The sequence below is a fragment of the Pseudomonas sp. FG36 genome (genome assembly GCF_057809275.1).
The window spans coordinates 39627-59028 of record NZ_JBMDJQ010000011.1; the positions used below are offsets into that span (position 1 = coordinate 39627).

General features: G+C 62.3%; 14 protein-coding genes. 1 reads left to right on the forward strand and 13 read right to left on the reverse strand.

The window, feature by feature from the left end; translation table 11 throughout:
• The first annotated feature begins 430 nt into the window (after positions 1 to 430).
• A complete protein-coding gene (locus ACODS9_RS11045; protein WP_489093898.1) occupies positions 431 to 730 on the forward strand; it encodes a hypothetical protein in 300 nt (99 codons plus the stop codon).
• 82 nt (positions 731 to 812) lie between these two features.
• Here the strand turns inward: ACODS9_RS11045 and ACODS9_RS11050 are convergent, their stop codons facing one another.
• The 13 genes from ACODS9_RS11050 to cbiE form a co-directional block, all read right to left on the reverse strand.
• On the reverse strand, positions 813 to 7355 hold the full coding sequence (locus tag ACODS9_RS11050; protein WP_489093899.1) for a Tc toxin subunit A-related protein: 6543 nt from the start codon (positions 7353 to 7355) through the stop codon (positions 813 to 815).
• Positions 7356 to 7370: 15 nt separating this feature from the next.
• On the reverse strand, positions 7371 to 7949 hold the full coding sequence (locus ACODS9_RS11055; RefSeq protein ID WP_489093900.1) for a Tc toxin subunit A: 579 nt from the start codon (positions 7947 to 7949) through the stop codon (positions 7371 to 7373).
• Between the two features lie 193 nt (positions 7950 to 8142).
• The gene (gene cycA / locus ACODS9_RS11060; protein WP_489093901.1) at positions 8143 to 9555 is read right to left on the reverse strand and encodes a D-serine/D-alanine/glycine transporter; all 1413 of its coding nucleotides are present in this window, start codon (positions 9553 to 9555) and stop codon (positions 8143 to 8145) included.
• A gap of 246 nt (positions 9556 to 9801) precedes the next feature.
• Positions 9802 to 11166 (reverse strand): PepSY-associated TM helix domain-containing protein, encoded by a 1365-nt coding sequence (locus tag ACODS9_RS11065; protein WP_489093902.1) that lies wholly within the window; start codon positions 11164 to 11166, stop codon positions 9802 to 9804.
• Between the two features lie 58 nt (positions 11167 to 11224).
• Positions 11225 to 13291 carry a TonB-dependent copper receptor gene (locus ACODS9_RS11070; protein WP_489093903.1) on the reverse strand — a complete coding sequence of 689 codons (2067 nt, stop codon included), beginning with the start codon at positions 13289 to 13291 and terminating at the stop codon, positions 11225 to 11227.
• A gap of 69 nt (positions 13292 to 13360) precedes the next feature.
• Positions 13361 to 13792, reverse strand: a complete 432-nt coding sequence (locus ACODS9_RS11075; RefSeq protein WP_489093904.1) for a DUF2946 domain-containing protein — start codon at positions 13790 to 13792, stop codon at positions 13361 to 13363.
• Positions 13793 to 13812: 20 nt separating this feature from the next.
• On the reverse strand, positions 13813 to 14298 hold the full coding sequence (locus ACODS9_RS11080; RefSeq protein ID WP_489093905.1) for a copper chaperone PCu(A)C: 486 nt from the start codon (positions 14296 to 14298) through the stop codon (positions 13813 to 13815).
• A gap of 47 nt (positions 14299 to 14345) precedes the next feature.
• A complete protein-coding gene (locus tag ACODS9_RS11085) occupies positions 14346 to 14735 on the reverse strand; it encodes a DUF2946 domain-containing protein (RefSeq protein WP_489093906.1) in 390 nt (129 codons plus the stop codon).
• 111 nt (positions 14736 to 14846) lie between these two features.
• Positions 14847 to 15701, reverse strand: a complete 855-nt coding sequence (locus ACODS9_RS11090) for an SPFH domain-containing protein (protein WP_023631114.1) — start codon at positions 15699 to 15701, stop codon at positions 14847 to 14849.
• Positions 15702 to 15728: 27 nt separating this feature from the next.
• A complete protein-coding gene (locus ACODS9_RS11095) occupies positions 15729 to 16166 on the reverse strand; it encodes an NfeD family protein (protein WP_023631113.1) in 438 nt (145 codons plus the stop codon).
• A 118-nt stretch (positions 16167 to 16284) separates the two neighbouring features.
• On the reverse strand, positions 16285 to 17004 hold the full coding sequence (locus ACODS9_RS11100) for a cobalt-precorrin-6A reductase (RefSeq protein ID WP_489093907.1): 720 nt from the start codon (positions 17002 to 17004) through the stop codon (positions 16285 to 16287).
• On the reverse strand, positions 17001 to 18095 hold the full coding sequence (locus ACODS9_RS11105) for a cobalt-precorrin-5B (C(1))-methyltransferase (protein WP_489093908.1): 1095 nt from the start codon (positions 18093 to 18095) through the stop codon (positions 17001 to 17003). Before ACODS9_RS11105 ends, ACODS9_RS11100 begins: the two co-directional genes overlap by 4 nt.
• Positions 18088 to 19299: a precorrin-6y C5,15-methyltransferase (decarboxylating) subunit CbiE gene (cbiE, locus tag ACODS9_RS11110; RefSeq protein WP_489093931.1), complete on the reverse strand. Its 1212-nt coding sequence runs from the start codon at positions 19297 to 19299 to the stop codon at positions 18088 to 18090. Before cbiE ends, ACODS9_RS11105 begins: the two co-directional genes overlap by 8 nt.
• Positions 19300 to 19402: the final 103 nt, after the last annotated feature.

Consider the following 19402-nt stretch of genomic DNA (forward strand, 5'->3'; position numbering starts at 1 on the left):
ATAGAGCGGTTGTGCGACGAATCGGGGCGCGGGGTGGGGCCAGGATGGTGCTTGCTGCACGGGCCTGCACAGGATTGGGGCCGGGGGCAGTGAACACTTTTGACACATAAGCGGTACTTGAGTACCGTGCCGCACCGCAGTAGTTTCTGCGGTTCGGGATTGGCGTCCCGGATACAGAGAGCGGGCACTTTTAGCAGTGTCCTGCATGGCTGCACCCGTTATGGGCGGAGCCGTGTGTGGGAGCCTTCGGGCTCACCGGCTCTCTCTGTCCGGCACGCCAACCCGCACGGCTCCGTCCACCCATATTGGCGTGTGGGTGCGGAGCGTCATTACGGAGAGCCGCAAGGAGATGCACCATGCTCAAGAAGATCGTTCCAGATCCACCGTTCGCATTTATCGAGATCGCCACCTTTCATCGAGAGGTGCAGCCATGAACCAGGAATCGCTGGTCAACCTCACCCTTCGCAAATCACGTCCGGTCACCGCCAGTTCCCACTTTGGCACCTGCAATCACGCCCACGCGCCGATGCTCTCGGTGCAGGCCGGGGTCGATAGCGAGGATGCGCTGGTGTGCGCCGTGGCGGCGTTGAAGGCAGCCTATGAGACCAATGCCGCGGCATTGGAGAAGGCCGGGGAGCCGTTGCGCAGTTTGCTGACAGCAACGGAAAACTCGCTGGAGAAAGGCCTGGCACTGGCCGAGGCGGTGCTCGAAGGGTTGGAGCAGGGCTGAACCGCTGAGGCCGCTGTGCGACCCTTCGTGGCATAAGCCGGCGAAGGGTCGCAAGGGCTGCTACAGGATAGACGGTGTCTGCCTACTTTTTACTCTCGCTGGCTTGGGCTGCCTTCTCTTTGGCTTCGCTTCTGGCCTTGCCAAGCGCCTTCATGAAGGTTTCATCTCCGGCCTTGGCGGTGTAGACCATGTTGAACTTTATGTCCTCGATGACAGAGAGGTCCTTGAGCAGGCCCTCATCGCCCAGCAGCTCGAGTGTCCATTGCGAGATGGCGCCGGTACCCTCGAATGGCAAGTATCGGCCATCGTGGAACATCAGCTCGTAGACCCAGGTGCCTGCATCGTACCCAAGCCCGTCCTCGGCCACCGTCGATGACAACGCGATCTGCTGGTTTTCGCGGGGATTGCGCAGCACCAGCTTGGGGTTTTCGCGAGCCGCTTTTGCCTTGGCGTCGTCCTTGCTCTCGGGGTAGAGCGAGAATGCTGCGGTCGAGTCGGGCTCAAGCAGCGTTGTACTGCCGGTCTGCTTGAGCAGTGCGCACAGTTCTTCCACCGGCTTATCTGCTTTGAGCACGAGCGTGACGGACACATACTTGATTTGGCGCAGGTATTGGCCCGGGTAACTCTTGTCGAAGTCTTCTGCCGTGAACGCGAATGTGTGGGTCAGCGGCTCGGTGCGCTCGTCCGCCTTTTTGAAAATGTCGGCCCACTTGTTTCCCTTGGTTGCGATGCTGTCCAGCTTTTTCATGAGGCTGAACGATTTTTTGATCGTCAACCGCCGTTCGTTCCTGGCGAGGTACTCATTCTCCATCTGCTGCAAGTTCACCAACAGCGACTCGCCCACCAGCATGCCTTTGTAGTGGTCGCGCCAGGCGGTGGTATCAATGAAACTGTCACGCCGGTAATCACCGATTTCGTAGCGCCAGGCGGCCTCTGCACTCATGCACAGCGAGAGTACAGCGTCGTAGGCGGCGGCGTAGATCTGTTCCTGGCGTGCCACCAGCCAGTTATAGATGGGGATGATGGTGAAGCCGGTAGTCATGGACACGTAGGCTTCCTTGAGATTGACTAAGTCCTGTTGGCACTGGGCGAGGGCGATGGTACTGGCGTTGAGTTCTATGTTGGTTTCGACGAGCTGCTGGTCGATGATCTTTAAATCCCATTCAACCTGGCTCTTGTCAAACGCCCATTCAGCGGCGCGGCGGTTGTAAACCGCTTGGACTTCGAGTTCATCGGCAATCAATTTCGATATGTCTGATGACAGGTAGAACACTTGTGCTGTTGTGCGCGGGGGGGCTGAAGGGTCGTTGCCACCTATAGCCATCCCGTAGATCGTGGGGGTTACTCCCTTAACTATACCTGCCCCCAATTCGAAAGCGGCGCCAATTGTTTTGCTAGTCTTCGCTATCCATTTAAATGCCGTCGCAGACTCTTCTTCAGGTGAGCGACCGGCATCGATAAGCTGGCTCAAACGATCCTTGTGCGCGGATGCTTTTTCGCGGGTTAGTTGCAGTGTTCTCTTCTTGGCAGTTATTCCGCTCACTGCTTCTTTCTGAAGGCGAATTGCAAAGTCGGCCATCTTGATATCCTGCGCTTTCAGCTGCACCGACAAGCTGGTGTTGAACTCGTCCTCCATCAACTTCATATAGTGCCGTCCGAAGTCTGCCAGTTGTTGTGCGGCCGCTTTGGCCATCGGCAGCATTTGGCGGAAGCGGTAGTGGGGAATATCCACCTGGCCACTGCGATAGGGGATCGGCAGGTTGCTCACGCCACCTCGTCCGTTGTCGAAGGCGTCCAGGCTTTCGCTGTTCCAGTCCAGCGGGGGCAGCTGTTTGCCATCGAGGGTAAGCCCGTGGCGCAAGTTGTACAGGCGGCTTTGCAGGGTCTGCTGCAGGGCGAGCACGCGGGCGTTGAGTGGCCGGCGGAACCCGGCCTCGTCTACCGAGGCCAAGGTCACGGCCTTCCAGCGCGAGGCATTGCTGCCCTCGGGCAGCGGGCCGAGCAATTGCTGCGCCTGCTGGTAGCACAGCCAGGCCTGGTTCAGCGCGCTGAGGGTAAGCTGGCGGTAGAAGTGGTCGCCCTGCGATTGCCAGTTCTCCACCAGCGCCAGGTAGATTGCCTGCTGGTAGTGGCGCGACAGGGTGAACACTCGGCTGGTGGGGTCGACTTCCTTGTTCAGGGTCGAACTCAAGGTTCCCACCTGGGCCAGCGGGCGGGTACCCCAAGGGGCAGGCCGCCCGTGGTCGTCGGCTTCGTTGCGGTAAGGGTTGAACAGATAACGCAGGTACCAGTCTTCGGCCTCCTCGAACTGCTGTTGCTCGGTCAGGCGCATGGCAATCATGGCTGGCACATGCAGGAACAGTTCACGGAAGTACAAGGCATTGGCGCCGTGAAAGTCCATGGGGACCGTGGTGCCTGTTTCATCAAGTGCCGGCTCTTGAAGGTTCTGTGTGTTCCAGGCCAGTACCGTCTCGAGCCCTTGGCTGGCACGTGCTACCAGGTTTTTACCAAACAGCGTGTTCAGTCGAATCTTGTGAGAAGGCAGTGAGGGGGCCAATTCAATTGCGTTGGTTAGGTCAAGATATTGAGCTTGACTATTGCTAGAGTTTATTGAAATTGTCCAGGGTTCGTCAGCTTTGTTTTTGATATCGCGATGTAGGGAGAATTTTAATGACTTATAAAGATCCTGACTTGGTTCGCTGCTTTCTGAAGACCTAACTCCATGCCTGAAAAGCGCTGCGGTTACTTCAAATTCATTGATGTTGGTGCAGTCGAACTCAAATTTTTGGACTGTGTTGTTTAGGTTTAGCACTTCAGCAAGTGCGGTGTTCTGGTTGTTGTTTTTGTCGGTTGTTATGATTGTGAGGCCTGTGTCAAGTTTTGGGTCGTCGCAGCCTGATAACGATAGTCTAAAAAATATTTCGATGGCGATTTTTGTACTTGATGAGCTGGAAGGTTTTGCGGTAATCGATGTGTTCTCAAGTAGTGTTTTTTGGAACTGTGCTATTACATGCTCGTCTGACTTGGTGATATCGTAAAGCTTTGCGAGGGGTACGGAACGTCCTAATGTGAGATTTTCAGCATGGATAGGCTGCAATTCTTTGTTTATTTCGGTCTCTTGCAGCTTGACGAAAATCGGTGCTCCGTCATGCGGGTGTTGAATTGTGTTGCTATCTTTGTATGAAATTATTAGCGATTCTTTAAACTTCTCAAGCTCTGTGTCTTCTATGTCCTTGTTTTCCAATAGCAGAAGATCCTTAGCCTGAATAAAGTAATCTTTGTCTCGTGCGTCTATATTGCTAGCGCCTTCCTCATTGCTAGCCTTTGGAGTGCTGTCATATATCAATGCCACAAGCCGAGGATCATCTGGCGTTTCCTTGGGTTCGTGGACAACTACAATCAATCCGGGCTGGAAAGTGAAATCCTTCGCGTAATTTAGATTCCATTGCCCATCCTTGTAGCCGTTTAGACATAAAAACTCATTACCTGTACTCCACGTTCCATCACTCTGCTGAAAAGCAAAGTTTAGTGAAAACTTACGTTTATTTTTATAGGTCTTAGTGCTGTCTTCGTGGTCAGGTAGGTCGGTAGTGGCGCGCTCCATCCAAAAAACATAGCGTCGTCCGGCAATAACCACAGGGCGTATGGTATCTCTCAGCTGGTTTCCTGACATGTGCTGGGTAATTTCGCCGGTCGCCGCCAGGTCGATTTTCTCCCACTCGCTCCAGGCCAACGGGCTGAGCCGTTCCTGCTCGTCACGCATACGCATGTCGAGTGTTCGCCAGTAATATTCATGGGGTGTGGTATTGGTTTTGGCGATCAGGTGATAGGTGTCCTGTTTGGGATCGTGCCCATCCAGGTAGCCGCTGATCACTTGCAAATTACTGATGCGTTCAAACTTTGTGAGGTAGTTACACACGGCCGTGTGTAGCAAGGCAGTGTCCATCTTGCCCTGGTTGATTTCGACCTCTAGCTCCCGGAAGGCCACGCTCTTGTTCGGCCGGTTGGCATAGTAAATAAGGTTGGCGGGGTGGTTGTTCCGCTCCCTGGTCCGCTTCCACGTACCATACTGCCCCAGGCCATTTTGCCACTCGGCTTGAGCCTGGCCGGATGGGCCGCTGTCGCCGTACCCCGGCTCAAGCCGCGCAAACAGCCGTGAGAGGTAGTGTTGCAGGCTGCCGATGGCCTGGTCGAGCCGCGTGGTGGTGACCTCGCTGCTGAAGCGGATGTCGCTCAGGCAGTAGCTCGACAGGTCATCGAAGCTGGCCACGCTGGCCTGTTTATCAGGTTCGGGCGGAGCCCACTGCGCGATCAGGTAGCCGGCCAGTGCGTCGCGCCAGTGTTCGCGCATCTGTTTGTCTACTATTTCCCGCAGTGCGTCATCGGCGCTGGCCATGAGCAACTGGCTGGCACTTTCGAATTCGCGGTACGGCGAGGTCTCGGTGAGCTCGCTGAGACTCAGCAACGAGTTGCAGGCCAGGCCGGTTCTATCGCTTAGCCGTTTAAGCCTCAGGATGTAGTCGATATCGCTGATCGTGCAGGGCACACGGGGCGTGCCGACCTGGCGGCTGACCGTTCCGGGCCGGTCAGCCAGTGCTTCCATGGCAATCGGGAAATAGCCAAAAGCTGGGTCTGTTTTGGATGTTTCCCACGACTTTTCCCATAAATCAGGTTTATATCCTTTGTTGTACTGTTCCTGCGTAAGTAACAGCGATCCCGGGTTTTGCTTGAGAAATTCAATAAGTTTGTCCACAAAACCTTGGAATTTACTAACGTAAACGTTGTAACCCGTTCGGCGAACAACAAACTCCCTCAAGGCGTTCCTGATTCCTCTTTCGTCATAGTAAGCCCGTTCTTCCACGGAGAGCGTTTTCAGCAAGTCGTCAAAAGTCGGCCTTGTTTCCTCTACCGTCTCTAGTGCCATGCTGCTTGGGCAGGCCACTTCCACTTCGCTCGCGCTCCAACCCAACAGCGCGCTTAACGCGCTCGCAGCCTGGGCAACTTCTACTGGCCCGATCTCCGGAGTCGCCGTATGGTGCCGGGTCAAATAATTCATGGCGTCTTGCTCATCGGCGCCATTGGTCCTGCACACCTCGACCCAATCCCGGAAGCGACTGAGCTGATAGCACAGGTCCAGGTCAGGGGCCTCGCCTGATGTTTTTTCCAGGTCGAACCATTCCGGCTTGCCGTTCAGCGCCCGCAGCACGCCAGGGCTCAAGCGCAGAAGGGTAATGAGCGCGCAGCGGCGCTCAAGTTTGAACCACAACTGGCCTGCTGCCGATATTTTCGCGGCCTTGTCCTTGTCCTTAGTCTCGGCTTTGGCTTCGCCGGCCTGGCCGATGAGCGTGATTGCTGCCTCCAGCACCTCTTTGGCTGTCGTATCGGACCAACCCAGCAGCGGTGGGACATGCGGCAGGCTGAGGCCGGGTTGAGCCCGCTGGTTGCCAAAAACGATCACCAGCAAGTTGGCGACACGATCTTGCTGTTGGCTTTCAGTCGCCTCGGGTCGCAGCATTTCCTCGATAAACGCCTGCTGCCCTTTAAGGGTATCCAGCAGCGTGCTGCCCAGCATCACCTGGGTAGTGGGCACTGGGGTCAATGCCTCCAGCAATACGCTGGGCAGGATCTGCTGTTGACGCAGCCATTGGTCAAGGTTGCTCAGCGCAACGAGCGTGTCGAGTACATCGCTACCGATGCCATCCTTGATCCGCGGCGTGCCCGCCAATTGGGCAAGCACATCGGTACCCGTCGTCGCCAGCAGCGCAGCCAGTGCGCTTGCCTCGCGGGCGGAGCGCTGGAACAGGCGATGCAAACGGCTCAGGCGATACAGGGAAGAGAGCAACGACAGCGAGACAGTGAGCGTCTTCAACTTTTGCGCCTGCTTGACCTGCGCCAGATACACCTGTGTTGCCTGTTCATCTACGCCCAAAGCCCTTGCCAGTGCGGGCACGACCTTGAACTCGCCGTCTTCACCATCGGCTGGGTCGAATGCGCGGTCGTCGATAATCAGAGGGTTTAACGGGTCGAGCTGCCCGGCACCTGGGCCATCGAGTACCCGGTCGAGCATGGGCACCTGCTCGCCAACCGCAAAGGGATTGACCTCGCACACCAGGGCGGCGAATTGCTCGGCGCTGATGCCATAGGCTTCGTTCAGGTAGCGGAAAACCCCGAAGGCACGGAGGGTGGCCGGCGAGAGGTGCCAGTTGCCGGTCTGCTCTTCGGCACGCAGGATCGACGTCAACAGCAGGTCGACGTCGTTGAAGGGCAGCGCCAGCGCCCGTTGCAGGTGGATCATCTGGTACATGCGCGGCAGGCAGTCGTAATCGAGCGAGTCGAACTGAGGTTTGATACCCGCCCCTGGCAAGGCATCCTTGATCGTAAGTGGCGTGCTTCGACGTGCATTGATGTATGCCGCGCCGTAATGGAACTTGTCCAGCACAGGCTTACCGCTGGGGCGGTAGGCATTGGAACTTCGCACCAGGCTGTAGCTGGCGTCAGCATTGTCATCGATCCCGGCCACGGCCAGCATTTCCAGTATTTGCTCAAAACTCAGCCCGGTTCGGCGGCCGAATGTCTCGACATCGAGCAACGAAGCAGTGGCCTTTTTGGCATCGATATCGGCCATGCCGTACCACTTGCGCTAATCGTCGCCGGTCTTACGCAGGGGTTTTTCTTCCAGCAATAACGCTTGCAGGGCCGGGCTGAAGCCGCTGGCGTTACGCATGACCTGGCGCAGATCCTCGCTGCGCAACCCTTCATAGCAGAAGCTGGGGTAGTTGTATCCGGTCTGCTGCAGCAGTTCGAAAAGCGGGATCTTCTTGTACGAGAGCACCGCCTTGGCCTGCTCGAGCGCATAGTTGAACGGCAGGTGGGCGTGCTGGCCTGCGTTCGCCAGTACCTCGGGCAAATAAGCGGCTTTGCCGGCACAGCCCTGGGCATGATGGGTGAGGGCGCGAATAGCCAGGGCCAGTGCGCTGACGGGCTGTTCAAGTGTGCGAGGGTCTAGCAGCAGTTCGCCGATATCCGGGCGCCGCTTGGCGAGTGTCAGGCGCGTGCTGTCCTTGCTGGCGCCCTCCAACTCCAGGGCCTTCTGGTAAAGGGCATGCAGGTAAGCGATGGGCCCGGTGTTCGATTCCGGTGCATCCGGGCTGCAAGGGTTGGCCAATTGTTCCGGGAACAGGTTGGCGTAGGTGTTGGCGGTGGCAGATTGTTCGGTCATGCAAGCGTGCTCCCTGTCGAATGCGGATCGTCACTGCGATACGTCACGGTCTGGGAACATTAAGGGGGGAGGCGAGAGAGGGGACAACTGGCAAAAATGTCAGGTCGATGCCTGATCGGAAGCTAGGCGCCTGGTGTGGCGGGGGCACGTTGGAGCGCTGCGAAGGGCCGCAAAGCGGCCCCTTTTGGATCTGTCAGTCCGGTAAGTTGCCTAGGGTTGCGCGTGGCTGGCGCCTGCTACGCACGAACTGGTAGGTCACTGCCAGGATCACAAACCAGATCGGCGTTACCACCAGCGCCGAACGGGTGTCGGCCTCCAGGCTCAACAGCACCAGGATGCCGGCGAAGAACACCAGGCACACATAGCACATGAAGCGCCCGCCGGGCATCTTGTAGGTGGATTGCTCATGCAGCGCCGCACGTTGCTTGCGGTAGCTCAGGTACGACAGCAGGATCAGCGTCCACACGAACATGAACAGCACCGCCGACACCGTCGTCACCAGGGTGAAGGCTTCGATCACATTGGGTACCAGGTAGATCAGCACCGCGCCCAGCAGCAGGCAGGTGCAGGAGAAGTACAGGCCGTTGGCCGGCACCGCACGGCGCGAGAGTTTCTCGAACGCCTTGGGCGCATCGCCCTCCTGGGCCAGGCCGAACAGCATGCGGCTGGTGGAGAACACGCCGCTGTTGGCCGACGAGGCCGCCGAGGTCAGCACCACGAAGTTGATGATGCTCGCCGCCGCCGGCAGGCCGGCCAGCACGAACAGCTCGACGAACGGGCTCTTGCCCGGCACCACGTCGCGCCATGGGGTCACCGCCATGATGGCGATCAGCGCCAGCACGTAGAACACGATGATGCGGATCGGGATCGAGTTGATCGCCCGCGGCAGGGTGCGCTCGGGGTTCTTCGCTTCGGCGGCGGTAGTGCCTACCAGCTCGATGCCGACGAAGGCGAACACGGCGATCTGGAAGCCGGCGAAGAAGCCCAGCAGGCCGTTGGGGAACATGCCGCCGTCATTCCACAGGTTGGTCAGGGTGGCGGTGTGCCCGCTCGGCGACTGGAAGCCGGTGATGACCATGTACAGGCCGGTGGCGACCAGGCCCATGATGGCGATGATCTTGATCAGGGCGAACCAGAATTCCATTTCGCCGAACATCTTCACCGTGACCAGGTTCAGCGACAGCAACAGCGCCACGCAGCTCAGCGCCGGTATCCACTGCGGAAGGTCCGGGAACCAGAATTGTGTGTAGGCGGCAATCGCCACCACGTCGGCGATGCCGGTGACCACCCAGCAGAACCAGTAGGTCCAGCCGGTGAAGTAGCCGGCCCAGGGGCCGAGCAGGTCGGCGGAGAAATCGATGAACGACTTGTAGTTGAGGTTCGACAGCAGCAGCTCGCCCATGGCGCGCATGACGAAGAACAGCATGAAGCCGATGATCATGTAGACGAAGATGATCGACGGGCCGGCCAGGCTGATGGTCTTGCCCGAGCCCATGAACAGGCCGGTGCCGATGGCGCCGCCAATGGCGATGAGCTGGATGTGACGGTTGGTCAGGTTGCGTTGCAGGTGCTGCTCTTCGGAGGGTGTCTGGGAGGTCCGGGTCATAGGCTGCATTCCATTGAGGGTCAGTCTTTTTGTGAGCGAAAGCCGAGTAGGCTATCACGTCGCGTTCCAATCGCGGGTGTGGCAGATCGGCACGATCTTGGCGGTACAGCGCGATGCTCGACATGACTGGAGTCAATGGTTGCATGGGCTGGCATCATCGCTGGCAAGCCGGCTCCCACAGGGATCGCATCCACCTTTGTGGGAGCCGGCTTGCCGGCGATCAGGCCGGAACAGCCAAGCAAGGTCTCAGGCCCGGGCCAAGGCCCGCTGCCTCACCACCAGGCTATCCACCACCCACATCACCACCATGGACAACCCCACCAGCGGGAAGGCGAGGCCCAGCACCAGCATCACCCCCACCGCCGTCTTCCAGCGCGGCAGGTCATGGCGCAGCGGCGGCACGCCGAGCCCACCAGCCGGCTTGCGCTTCCACCACATCACCAGCCCGCTTACCGAACCCAGCAGGATCATCAGGCATACCAGCAGGATGACGAGCTGGTTCAACGCCCCGAACATCTTGCCCTCGTGCAGCATCACCCCCAGCTCCGTGGCGCGGGCTACCGGGCTGTAGTCCTGCCAGCGCACGTCGGCCAGCACCTGCCCGGTGTACTGGTCGACATGCAGGGTGGCGTCGTTGCGCGGATCGTCGGCGAACACCGCGATGGTGAACACGCCGTCGGCACTGGTCGGCAGGGTGATGCTGTAGCCCGGCTCGACCTTGCGCAGGGTGGCGACATCCTCGACCTGTTGCAGGCTGACCTGCGGCGCCGCTGGTGCGTGATCCATCATGTGATGCCCGGCATGTTCGGCATGGGCGCCGGACACTGGCATTGGCGTGTTCTCCATGGCCCAGGGCACGGTCTGGCGATGGGCGCTGTTGAGGTCGCGCGCTTCTTTATCGGACTTGGGCACATCGTTCCACATGGCCGCCGGGAAGCGGTTCCACAGGTCGGCGTACTGCTTGCCCCACAGCCCGGTCCAGGTCATGCCGCTGAGCAGCATCAGCAGCAGCAGGGCCGAGCCCCAGAAACCGGTGACGGCATGCAGGTCGCGCCACAGCAAGCGGCCGCGCGCGCTGAAACGTGGCCACAGCACGCCCGCGCTGCTGCGCCCGCGTGGCCACCAGAGATAGAGGCCGGACACCACCAGGACAATGCCCCAGCCCGCCGCCAGTTCCACCAGCCGGTCACCGACCGTGCCGACCATCAGTTCGCCATGCAGGGCGCGGGCGATGGCCTGCAGGTTCTGCTTGCCATCCTGCTCGCCCAGCACCTTGCCGCTGTACGGGTCGACGAAGACATTCAGCTCGCGACCGCCGTCATGCACCACGAACTGCGCGCTGCGCTCGGCGCTGATCGCTGGCAGGTACTGGCCCACCTGCCCCTGTGGATAAGCCTGGCGCACGTTGGCCAGCAGGGTGTCGGCGCTTTGCCGGTGATGGCCGGCCTCGACCACCATCAGTTCGCGGTACATCAACGGGTCGAGCTGCGGCTTGAACAGGTAGACGATCCCGGTAAGCGCCAGCAGGATCATGAACGGCGCCACGAACAGCCCGGCATAGAAATGCCAGCGCCACGCCAGGTTGTAGAAGGAAACGTTTGGTTTGCTCATGGGAGCCTCCCGTAGACCTTAAGTGGGCGCGGTCAGGCCCCGCGCCCGTTTGTTGTTGTCAGAAGCTGAAGTCGACCTTGGTCCAGAAGGTCCTGCCTGGCTCGTTCACCGGCTGGGTACTGTTGGCCGGGTAGCCGAACCCGGCGTTCCCGGCCAGGTTCAGGTGCTCGGCGTAGGCCTTGTCGAACAGGTTGTCGACGCCCGCGCTGAGCTTGAGGTTGTTGTTCACCTTGTAGGCGCCGTTGAGCGAGAACACACCGAAGCCGGCACTTTTGTCGTAGTCCTTGCCCACCACGTTGCCCTGGTTCTGGGCGATGCGGTTCTGCTCGGCCACCAGGCGCCATAGGGCACCGACGCTCCAGGTGTCGCGGCTGTAGGTCAGGCCCAGGCGGCTTTCCAGTGGTGGCATTTGCGGTAGCGCCTTGCCATCACTGCTGTTCTTGCCCCAAGCGTAGGCGAGCGTGGCGTCGGCCTTCCAGTTCTCGGTCAGCTTGTAGGCCGCGCCCAGTTCGCCGCCCATGATGCGGGCGTCGATGTTCTGCGCCTGGGAGGTGAGGTTGCCCATCATGTTGCGTTGGTAGTCGAACAGGATGTAGTCGCGGATCTGGCCGACATAGCCCGATGCCCAGGCTTCCAGACGTTCGTCGCGATACTGGATGCCGAAGTCGAGCTGGGTGGTCTTCTCCGGCTTGATGCCGTCGAAGGCGTTCACCGAGCCGGCCGGGGCGCGCTTGGGCGAGAACAGCTCCCAGTAGTCGGGGAAACGCTGGGTGTGGCCGAGGCCGATGTAGGTGGTGGCGGGGATCGCCGCCAGGTCGTGCTCGTAGCGCACGAAGCCGCTGGGCAGCGTGTCGGCGCGGGTGTCGCCTTCGGTAGCGCTGCCCTTGCGGAAGTCGCGGGCCGAGGCGCGGTCCAGGCGGGCGCCGGTGATCAGGCGGTCCTCGCCGGTCGCATACCAGGTGAGCTCGCCGAAGGCGCCGTAGTTGTGGAAGTCGGCATCCTTGGTCCAGGGCTGGCCCTTGTGCGCGTTGACCCCCATGCCGCCACGCTGGCGGTGCTCGTTGGTCTGCGCATCGATGCCGCTGATCAGTTGCACGTCAGCCCAGCGCCAGGTGGCCTTGATCCGAGCACCCATGGTGCGGCGGTCGACGTTGCTGACCATGGGCATGCCCATCATGCCGCTGCCCGACGGGGTGCGCAGGGTGTAGTTGTCCATCACGTGGTCGGCGTAGTTGTAGTAGACCTGCGCTTCGACCTTGTCGAGCACCTCGCCGAGGTTGGACTTTTCGAAGCGCAGCCCCAGGCTTTCGCGCTTGAACTGCGAGCCGTCCATGCCACGCCCGGCGGAACGCGCCTCGCCATCGCCCTTGCCGGCGGTCAGTTCGAGCAGGGTGTCGGCGTCCGGGGTCCAGCCGAGGCTGACATCGCCGTTCCACTTGTCCCAGCGCGACGGCACGGTGTCACCGTTGCCGTCTTCGAAGTCGTCCGAGTGCGACTGGTTGCCGACGAAGCGCACATAGCCGAGCTGGTTGCCGGCGGCAGCGTCGAGCACCTTGTCGAAGCGGCCGTTGGAGCCGGCCAGCACGCTGCCGTTGACCCGGCTGCCGAGCTCGCCGAACTTCTCCGGGTCACGCTCGAAGAGGATGGTGCCAGCGGAGCCGCCCGGGCCCCAGATCACGCTTTGCGGGCCCTTGATCACGGTGAGGCGGTCGTAGGTTTCCGGGGAGATGTACGAGGTCGGGGCGTCCATGCGGCCCGGGCAGGCGCCGAGCATCATGCCGCCGTTGGTGAGGATGTTCAGCCGCGAGCCGAACATGCCGCGCAGCACCGGGTCGCCGTTGGTGCCGCCAGCACGGATCACCGAGAACCCAGGGATGGTCTTGAGGTAGTCGCCGCCGTCGCTGGCTGGCACGGGCTGGCGCGGGTCCTTGGGGTTGGTGACCACGGTCAGCGGCGAGCTCGGGGCGATGGCGGTGATCACCGTCGGGCTCAGCTCGGCAGTGTCGTGGATGTGGCCTTCGTGGCCGGTTTCGGCGGCAAAGGCCAGTGGCGCGAGCAGCGAGCCGCACAGTACGGCGATGGTCCCACGCAGGGAAAGGGCAAAAACAGGGGTGCAGCCGGACATAATGATTCCAGTCGATCAGTCATGAGTCAGCGCGAAGCCTCCTGGCTTCGGGCGTTTATCGCGTTGTGTTCAGGCGACGATCGAACCGGGCGGCGCGCGGCTGCGGGCGCCGGGGAATACAGCCTGCCGGGCATGGCCCTGGCGCGTGGCATTGGCGAGGTGGACAGGGGGGAGTTGGCTGCCCGCAGTCAGCGGGCTGAGGGTCTGGGGCAGGGCGGGGCAGTTGAACAGCAGGCTGCAGTAGCCGCACTTCTCCCACATGACATGCAGCTGGCCATCGTTGCCGTGGCCATGGTGCTCGTCGTGAGCGTGGGCCATGGGCATGCTCATCGACATGTCCATGGGCATGGCCATGCCGGCGTGGTGCTCCATCGGCATCGACTGGGAGACCAGCGGGCCGATGAAGATCATCCACATGGCGAACAGGCTCAGCCAGCCGCCACCGACGCGCCTGCGATCAGGGCGGGTGCTGCGGGCGGAGCTGTAGCGCGGCAGGCTCATGGCGAGCGCCTGTCAGTCGGTCAGTGCGTGTGTTCGTGCGCTGCGGCTTGCTCGGCCGGCGGCTGCTTCTGCACCGCGACGTCGACGGTGACGTCACCGGCTGTCTCGAAGTGCAGGGTCAGCGGGAAGCGCTTGCCGTCGGTGAGCAGGCTGCGGTCCTTGGGCTGCATGATCATCACGTGGTAGGCGCTGGGGGCGAATACCACATCCTTGCCGGCCGGGACCAACACGCTAGGTACATGTTGCATCTTCATGGCGCCGGCGGCGCTCATCACATGCTCGTGCAACTGGGCGTCGTCGGTGATGGGGCTTTTCACCGAGAGCAGGCGGTCATCGGCCTTGCCGTTGTTGTGCACGACAAAGTAGGCCGCGACGTTAGGCGCGTTCGGCGGCAGCTCCAGCGACCAGGGGTGGGCGATGTGCAGGTCGCCGACGCTGTACTCGTGGGCGTTGGCGTAGGCGCCGGGCAGCAGCAGGGCGGCCAGGACGAGGGCTTGCTTGAGCATGGGTGAGTCTCCGGTCTGTTCAGGTTCTGAAGGACAGCGTAGTGAACTCAGACCAGCGGAGAGGCACGGGGATTGAGCGCGGGCCAGAGCTGGCGCGGCGTGGGCTGGTAGTCGGCGAGGAGCGGCAGGTGCCCGGCGATCAGAAGCGGCGGGTTGTGCAACTGTGGCGGGTAGCTGGGCAAGGCCAGCAGTGGCGCTGCACCCAGGCAGCACCAGCAGTTCATCATGCTGGCGCTGTCGTCGCTTTGCTGCCCCAGGTCGATCTTGGCCAGGGCCTGGACATCGACCTTGGCCTTGTTGGCCATGCTGGAGCAGAAAGCCCCCCACAGCAGCTGCTCGGCCGGGCCCTTGGGCGCGGCAGAAGACAGCGGCATGGCCAGCAGGTTGAACAGCACTGCAAGGCAGGCTATCCAGGCAATGTGCCGACGTGGGGGCATGGAGAGATCCGGTCAGGAATCGTGAGGGCTATTGTACGGCGGAGTATAGGTAAAAAAGCCGGGGTGCGGTGAAGTGCCGCACCTGGGGCTGCACAGCAGCCCCAGGTGATATCAGGCCTTGCCGCGCCCCATCAGTCCGCGCACGGTTTCCTGCAGGTCCGCCGGCAGCACCACGACTTTCGAGTTGTCGCTGGCTGCCAGGTTCTCCATCGCGCCAATGTAACGCTCACCCAGCAGGTACATGGCCGGTACGGTCTCGCTGCCCACCGCTTCCTTGACCAGGGTGATCGCCCGCGCCGACGCCTCGGCCAGGTTCACCTGGGCCTCGGCATCCAGCTTGGCTGCCTGCAGGCGCGCTTCGGCTTCGAGAATCGCCGCCTGCTTGTTGCCCTCGGCGCGGGTCACGTCGGCTTTACGTTCACGCTCGGCAGCGGCCTGACGCTCCATGGCAGTCTGCATGCTCGGCGACGGCTTGATGTCCTGGATCTCCACCGAGCGCACGGTCACGCCCCAGTCTTCGGTCTGCTCGGACATCGCCTCGCGCAGGCGCGCCTTGATCTGCTCGCGGCTGGACAGCGCCTCGTCCAGGTCCATGGCGCCGACGATGGCGCGCAGCGAGGTCATGGTCAGGCTGGTGACGGCGAACGAGAAGTTCTGCACGCCGTAAGAGGCTTTCTGTGGGTCGACCACCTTGGCGAAGCACAGGGCGTTGGCGACGATCACCGCATTGTCCTTGGTGATGATTTCCTGCTGCTGCACGTCGAGGATGATGTCCTTGGTCGGCAGGCGGTAGGCGACCACGTCCATGTACGGAATGACGATGTTCAGGCCCGGCTTGAGGGTGCTGTGGTAGCGGCCCAGGCGCTCGACGATCCATTCCTCGCCCTGGGGCACGATGCGCACGCCCTTGAACACGGTGATGAGGACGAATACAGCGAGGGTGGCGACGACGATGAGGCTGGTCATGCTTGCGAACTTCCTTTTAGTGCGGATTCAGGCCCGGGTAACCCGGGCGGTGTTGCCTTCGATGGCGGCCAGGCGTACACGCTCGCCGGCGGGGATGTCGCTGTCGGCGACGCAGGTCCATTCCTCGTTGCCAAGGATCGGCTTCTGGAAGCGCACGCGGCCTTTCTGGAACTGCGACACGGCGCTGGTCAGCAGGCCGACCTCGCCGATCACGCTGTCGGCGGTCCAGCGCACGTCCGGCTTCTTGCGCCGGAACACCTTGAACCAGAGGGCGGTGGTGATCGATGAGAGCACCACCCACAGCAGGCCCTGCATATCGAGTTGCAGGCTGGGAGCAAGCAGCGAAATGAACGACACCAGCACGGCACCGATGCCGAACCAGAGGATGAAGAAGGTGGGGAGCACCAGTTCCAGCAGGATCAGGGCAACGCCGAAGACGAGCCAGATCCACCATTGCATTTCCATATGAGCAGGGCCTTCCAGGGGGAGGGGTCAGAGTTTACGGCAGTGGAGAGGCAAATGGCCATTTGCTGAGAAGGTTGAAGCGTCTGAGACTCCGGTCAGGCCAAGGGGACCATCGAAGTCAGCGCGTAAGTGCCGATACCAGTTCTGTCACAGAGCTGAACAACCGATCGACCTCGGGAAGCTCGGGGCGTTTGAGAATCAACACCGGAGTACCTCGCTCCCTTGCCACTTCCAGCTTCGGCTCGGTGGCCGTGCTGCCACTGTTCTTGCTCACCAGCACGTCGATCCGTCGACGTTCGAACAGGGCACGCTCATCGTCAATGAGGAATGGTCCGCGTGCACCGATCACCTCACAGCGTTCATTGCCGGGACACGCTTCGAGGGCACGCAGGGTCCAGAACTGGTGTGGGGGGATTTCGTCCAGATGTTGCAGGGGTTCGCGGCCAAGGGTGAACAAGGGGCGCTGGAATGGGGTCAGGGCCTCGATCAGCCCGGCCCAGTCCTCGACTTCGCGCCAGTCATCGCCAGGCTGCGCCTGCCATGCCGGGCGGCGCAGGGCCCAGCAGGGAATGCCAGCGCTGCGTGCGGCGAGGGCGGCGTTGCGGCTGATCTGCGCGGCATAGGGATGGGTGGCGTCGATCAGCAGGTCGATGCCTTCGACGCGCAGGTACTCGGCCAGGCCTTCGGCGCCGCCATAGCCGCCGACCCGCACCTGGCAGGCCAGGTCCTGGGGAATACGGCCGATGCCGGCGAGGCTGTAGACATGCTGCGGCCCGAGTGTACGGGCGATGGCCAGGGCCTCGGTAACGCCGCCCAGCAGCAGGATGCGCCCGTTCATTGCACACCTGCCTTGCCGACGATGCCGCCCTGGCGGTCGATGGCGAACACCTCCACCTGGACCTGGGCCGGCACCACGCTCCGGGCGAAGTTCAGCGCATGGCGGCAGACTTCGTCGCCCAAGGCGATACCGGCGGCATGGGCCAGGGCGAGGGCCTGCTGGCTGGTGTTGGCGCCGACGATCGCCGCTTGCAACGCTGAGTCGGCGCCAATGTCGGCAGCCCAGCCCGCCAGCTGCGGCAGGTCGATGCTCGAATGGCGGCTGTGCAGGTCCATGTGCCCGGCTGCCAGCTTGCTGATCTTGCCGAAGCCACCGCACAGCGTGAGGCGCGGCACCGGCACCTTGCGCAGGTGCTTGAGCACGGCGCCGACGAAGTCGCCCATCTCGATCAGGGCGATCTCGGGCAGGTCGTAGACCCGGCGCATGGTGTCTTCGCTGGCGTTGCCGGTGCAGGCGGCGATGTGCGTGTAGCCGTTGGTGTGGGCGACGTCGATGCCCTGGTGGATCGAGGCGATGTAGGCCGAGCAGGAAAACGGCCGGACGATGCCGCTGGTACCGAGGATCGACAGCCCGCCGAGGATGCCCAGGCGCGGGTTCATGGTCTTCAGGGCCAGCGACTCGCCACCCTGGACATTGACCGTGACTTCGAAACCGCCGCCATAGCCGCATTCGCTGGCCAACTGTTGCAAGTGGTCGCCGATCATCCTGCGCGGTACCGGGTTGATCGCTGGCTCGCCGACGCCCAGCACCAGCCCCGGGCGGGTCACGGTCCCCACGCCTTGCCCGGCGACAAAGCGAATGCCGGGCTCGGCCAGCAGGCGCACCTGGCTGTAGAGCAGGGCGCCATGGGTGACATCGGGGTCGTCGCCGGCATCTTTCAGGGTGCCGGCTTCGGCGGCTTCGCCTTTGAGATGGCAGAACTCCAGGCGCATCTCTACCACCTTGCCCTTGGGCAGGGTGATGTGCACCGCGTCATTGTGCTGGCCGGTCAGCAGCAGGCGCGCCGCCGCCAGGCTGGTGGCGGTGGCGCAACTGCCGGTGGTCAGGCCGCTGCGCAGGGGCGCGGGCTGTTCGCGGGTTTCTTCACGCATCGACGGGTTTCACCACGTCGAGCAAAGTGATCGGCAGGGCCTGGCGCCAGGTGTCGAAACTGCCCAGCGGCTGGGTGTGGGCGATATGGATACGGGTCAGCTCGCCGCCATGCTGGTCGCGAAACTGCGCCAGGGCGACCTCGCTTTGCAGCGTGACGGCGTTGGCAATCAGGCGCCCGCCCGGCAGCAGGCGCTCCCAGCACAGGTCAAGCACGCCTGCGCGGGTGATGCCACCGCCGATGAAGATCGCGTCCGGACGTTCCAGACCGGCCAACGCCTCGGGTGCCTTGCCGCGGATCAGTTGCAGGCCGGGCACGCCGAGGGTGTCGCGGTTGTGTTCGATATAGCCCTGGCGGCCTTCGTCTGCCTCGATCGCAAGGGTGCGGCAGCTGGGGTGGGCGCGCATCCATTCGATGCCGATGGAGCCGCAGCCCGCGCCTACGTCCCACAGCAGTTCGCCGGGTTGCGGTGCCAGGCGGGCCAGGGTAATCGCACGCACGTCGCGCTTGGTCAGCTGGCCGTCGTGACGGAAGGCGCTGTCGGGCAGGCCGGCCACGCGAGGCAGGCGCGGGGCATCAGGCGAGGCCTGGCATTCGATGGCGACCAGGTTGAGCGTGGCGATCTCGGTGTGTGGCCAGTCGTCAGCGGTGCCGCTCAGCGTTCTTTCCTGTGGCCCACCGAGGTGTTCGAACACCTGGAGACGGCTGGGGCCGAAGCCACGTTCGCGCAGCTGTGCGGCAATGGCCGCCGGGCTGCTTTCGTCGTTGCTCAGCACCAGCAGGCGCAGGCCGCTGTACAGGTGGGCATTGAGCGCCGCCAGCGGGCGGGCGACCACCGAGACCACCTGCACGTCCTGCAGCGGCCAGCCCAGGCGGGCGGCGGCCAGGGCGCAGGAGGAGGGCATCGACAGCACCTGCAGTTCCTCGGCGGGCAGCTGGCGCGCCAGGCTGGCGCCGACGCCGTAGAACATCGGATCGCCGCTGGCCAATACGCATACCGGCTCGCCGCGCAGGGCCAGGACCGGGGCCAGGGAGAAGGGGCTGGGCCAATGCAGTTGCTCGGCGGTGACGCAGCGGGGCAGCAGGGCCAGCTGGCGCGGGGCACCGATGATGCGCGTGGCCGCTAGCAGGGCGCGCCGGGCCTGTTTGCCCAGGCCGCTGAAGCCGTCTTCGCCGATGCCTATTACTGTCAGCCAGGGGGCCATCTGTTCCTCGTACCGTTCATTGATCGCGGGGCGTTCGACCACCGGTTTTTCATGCCGCCGGACAAAGCAGGCATAATACCGCGCCTTCTACACTGAAGCGCAC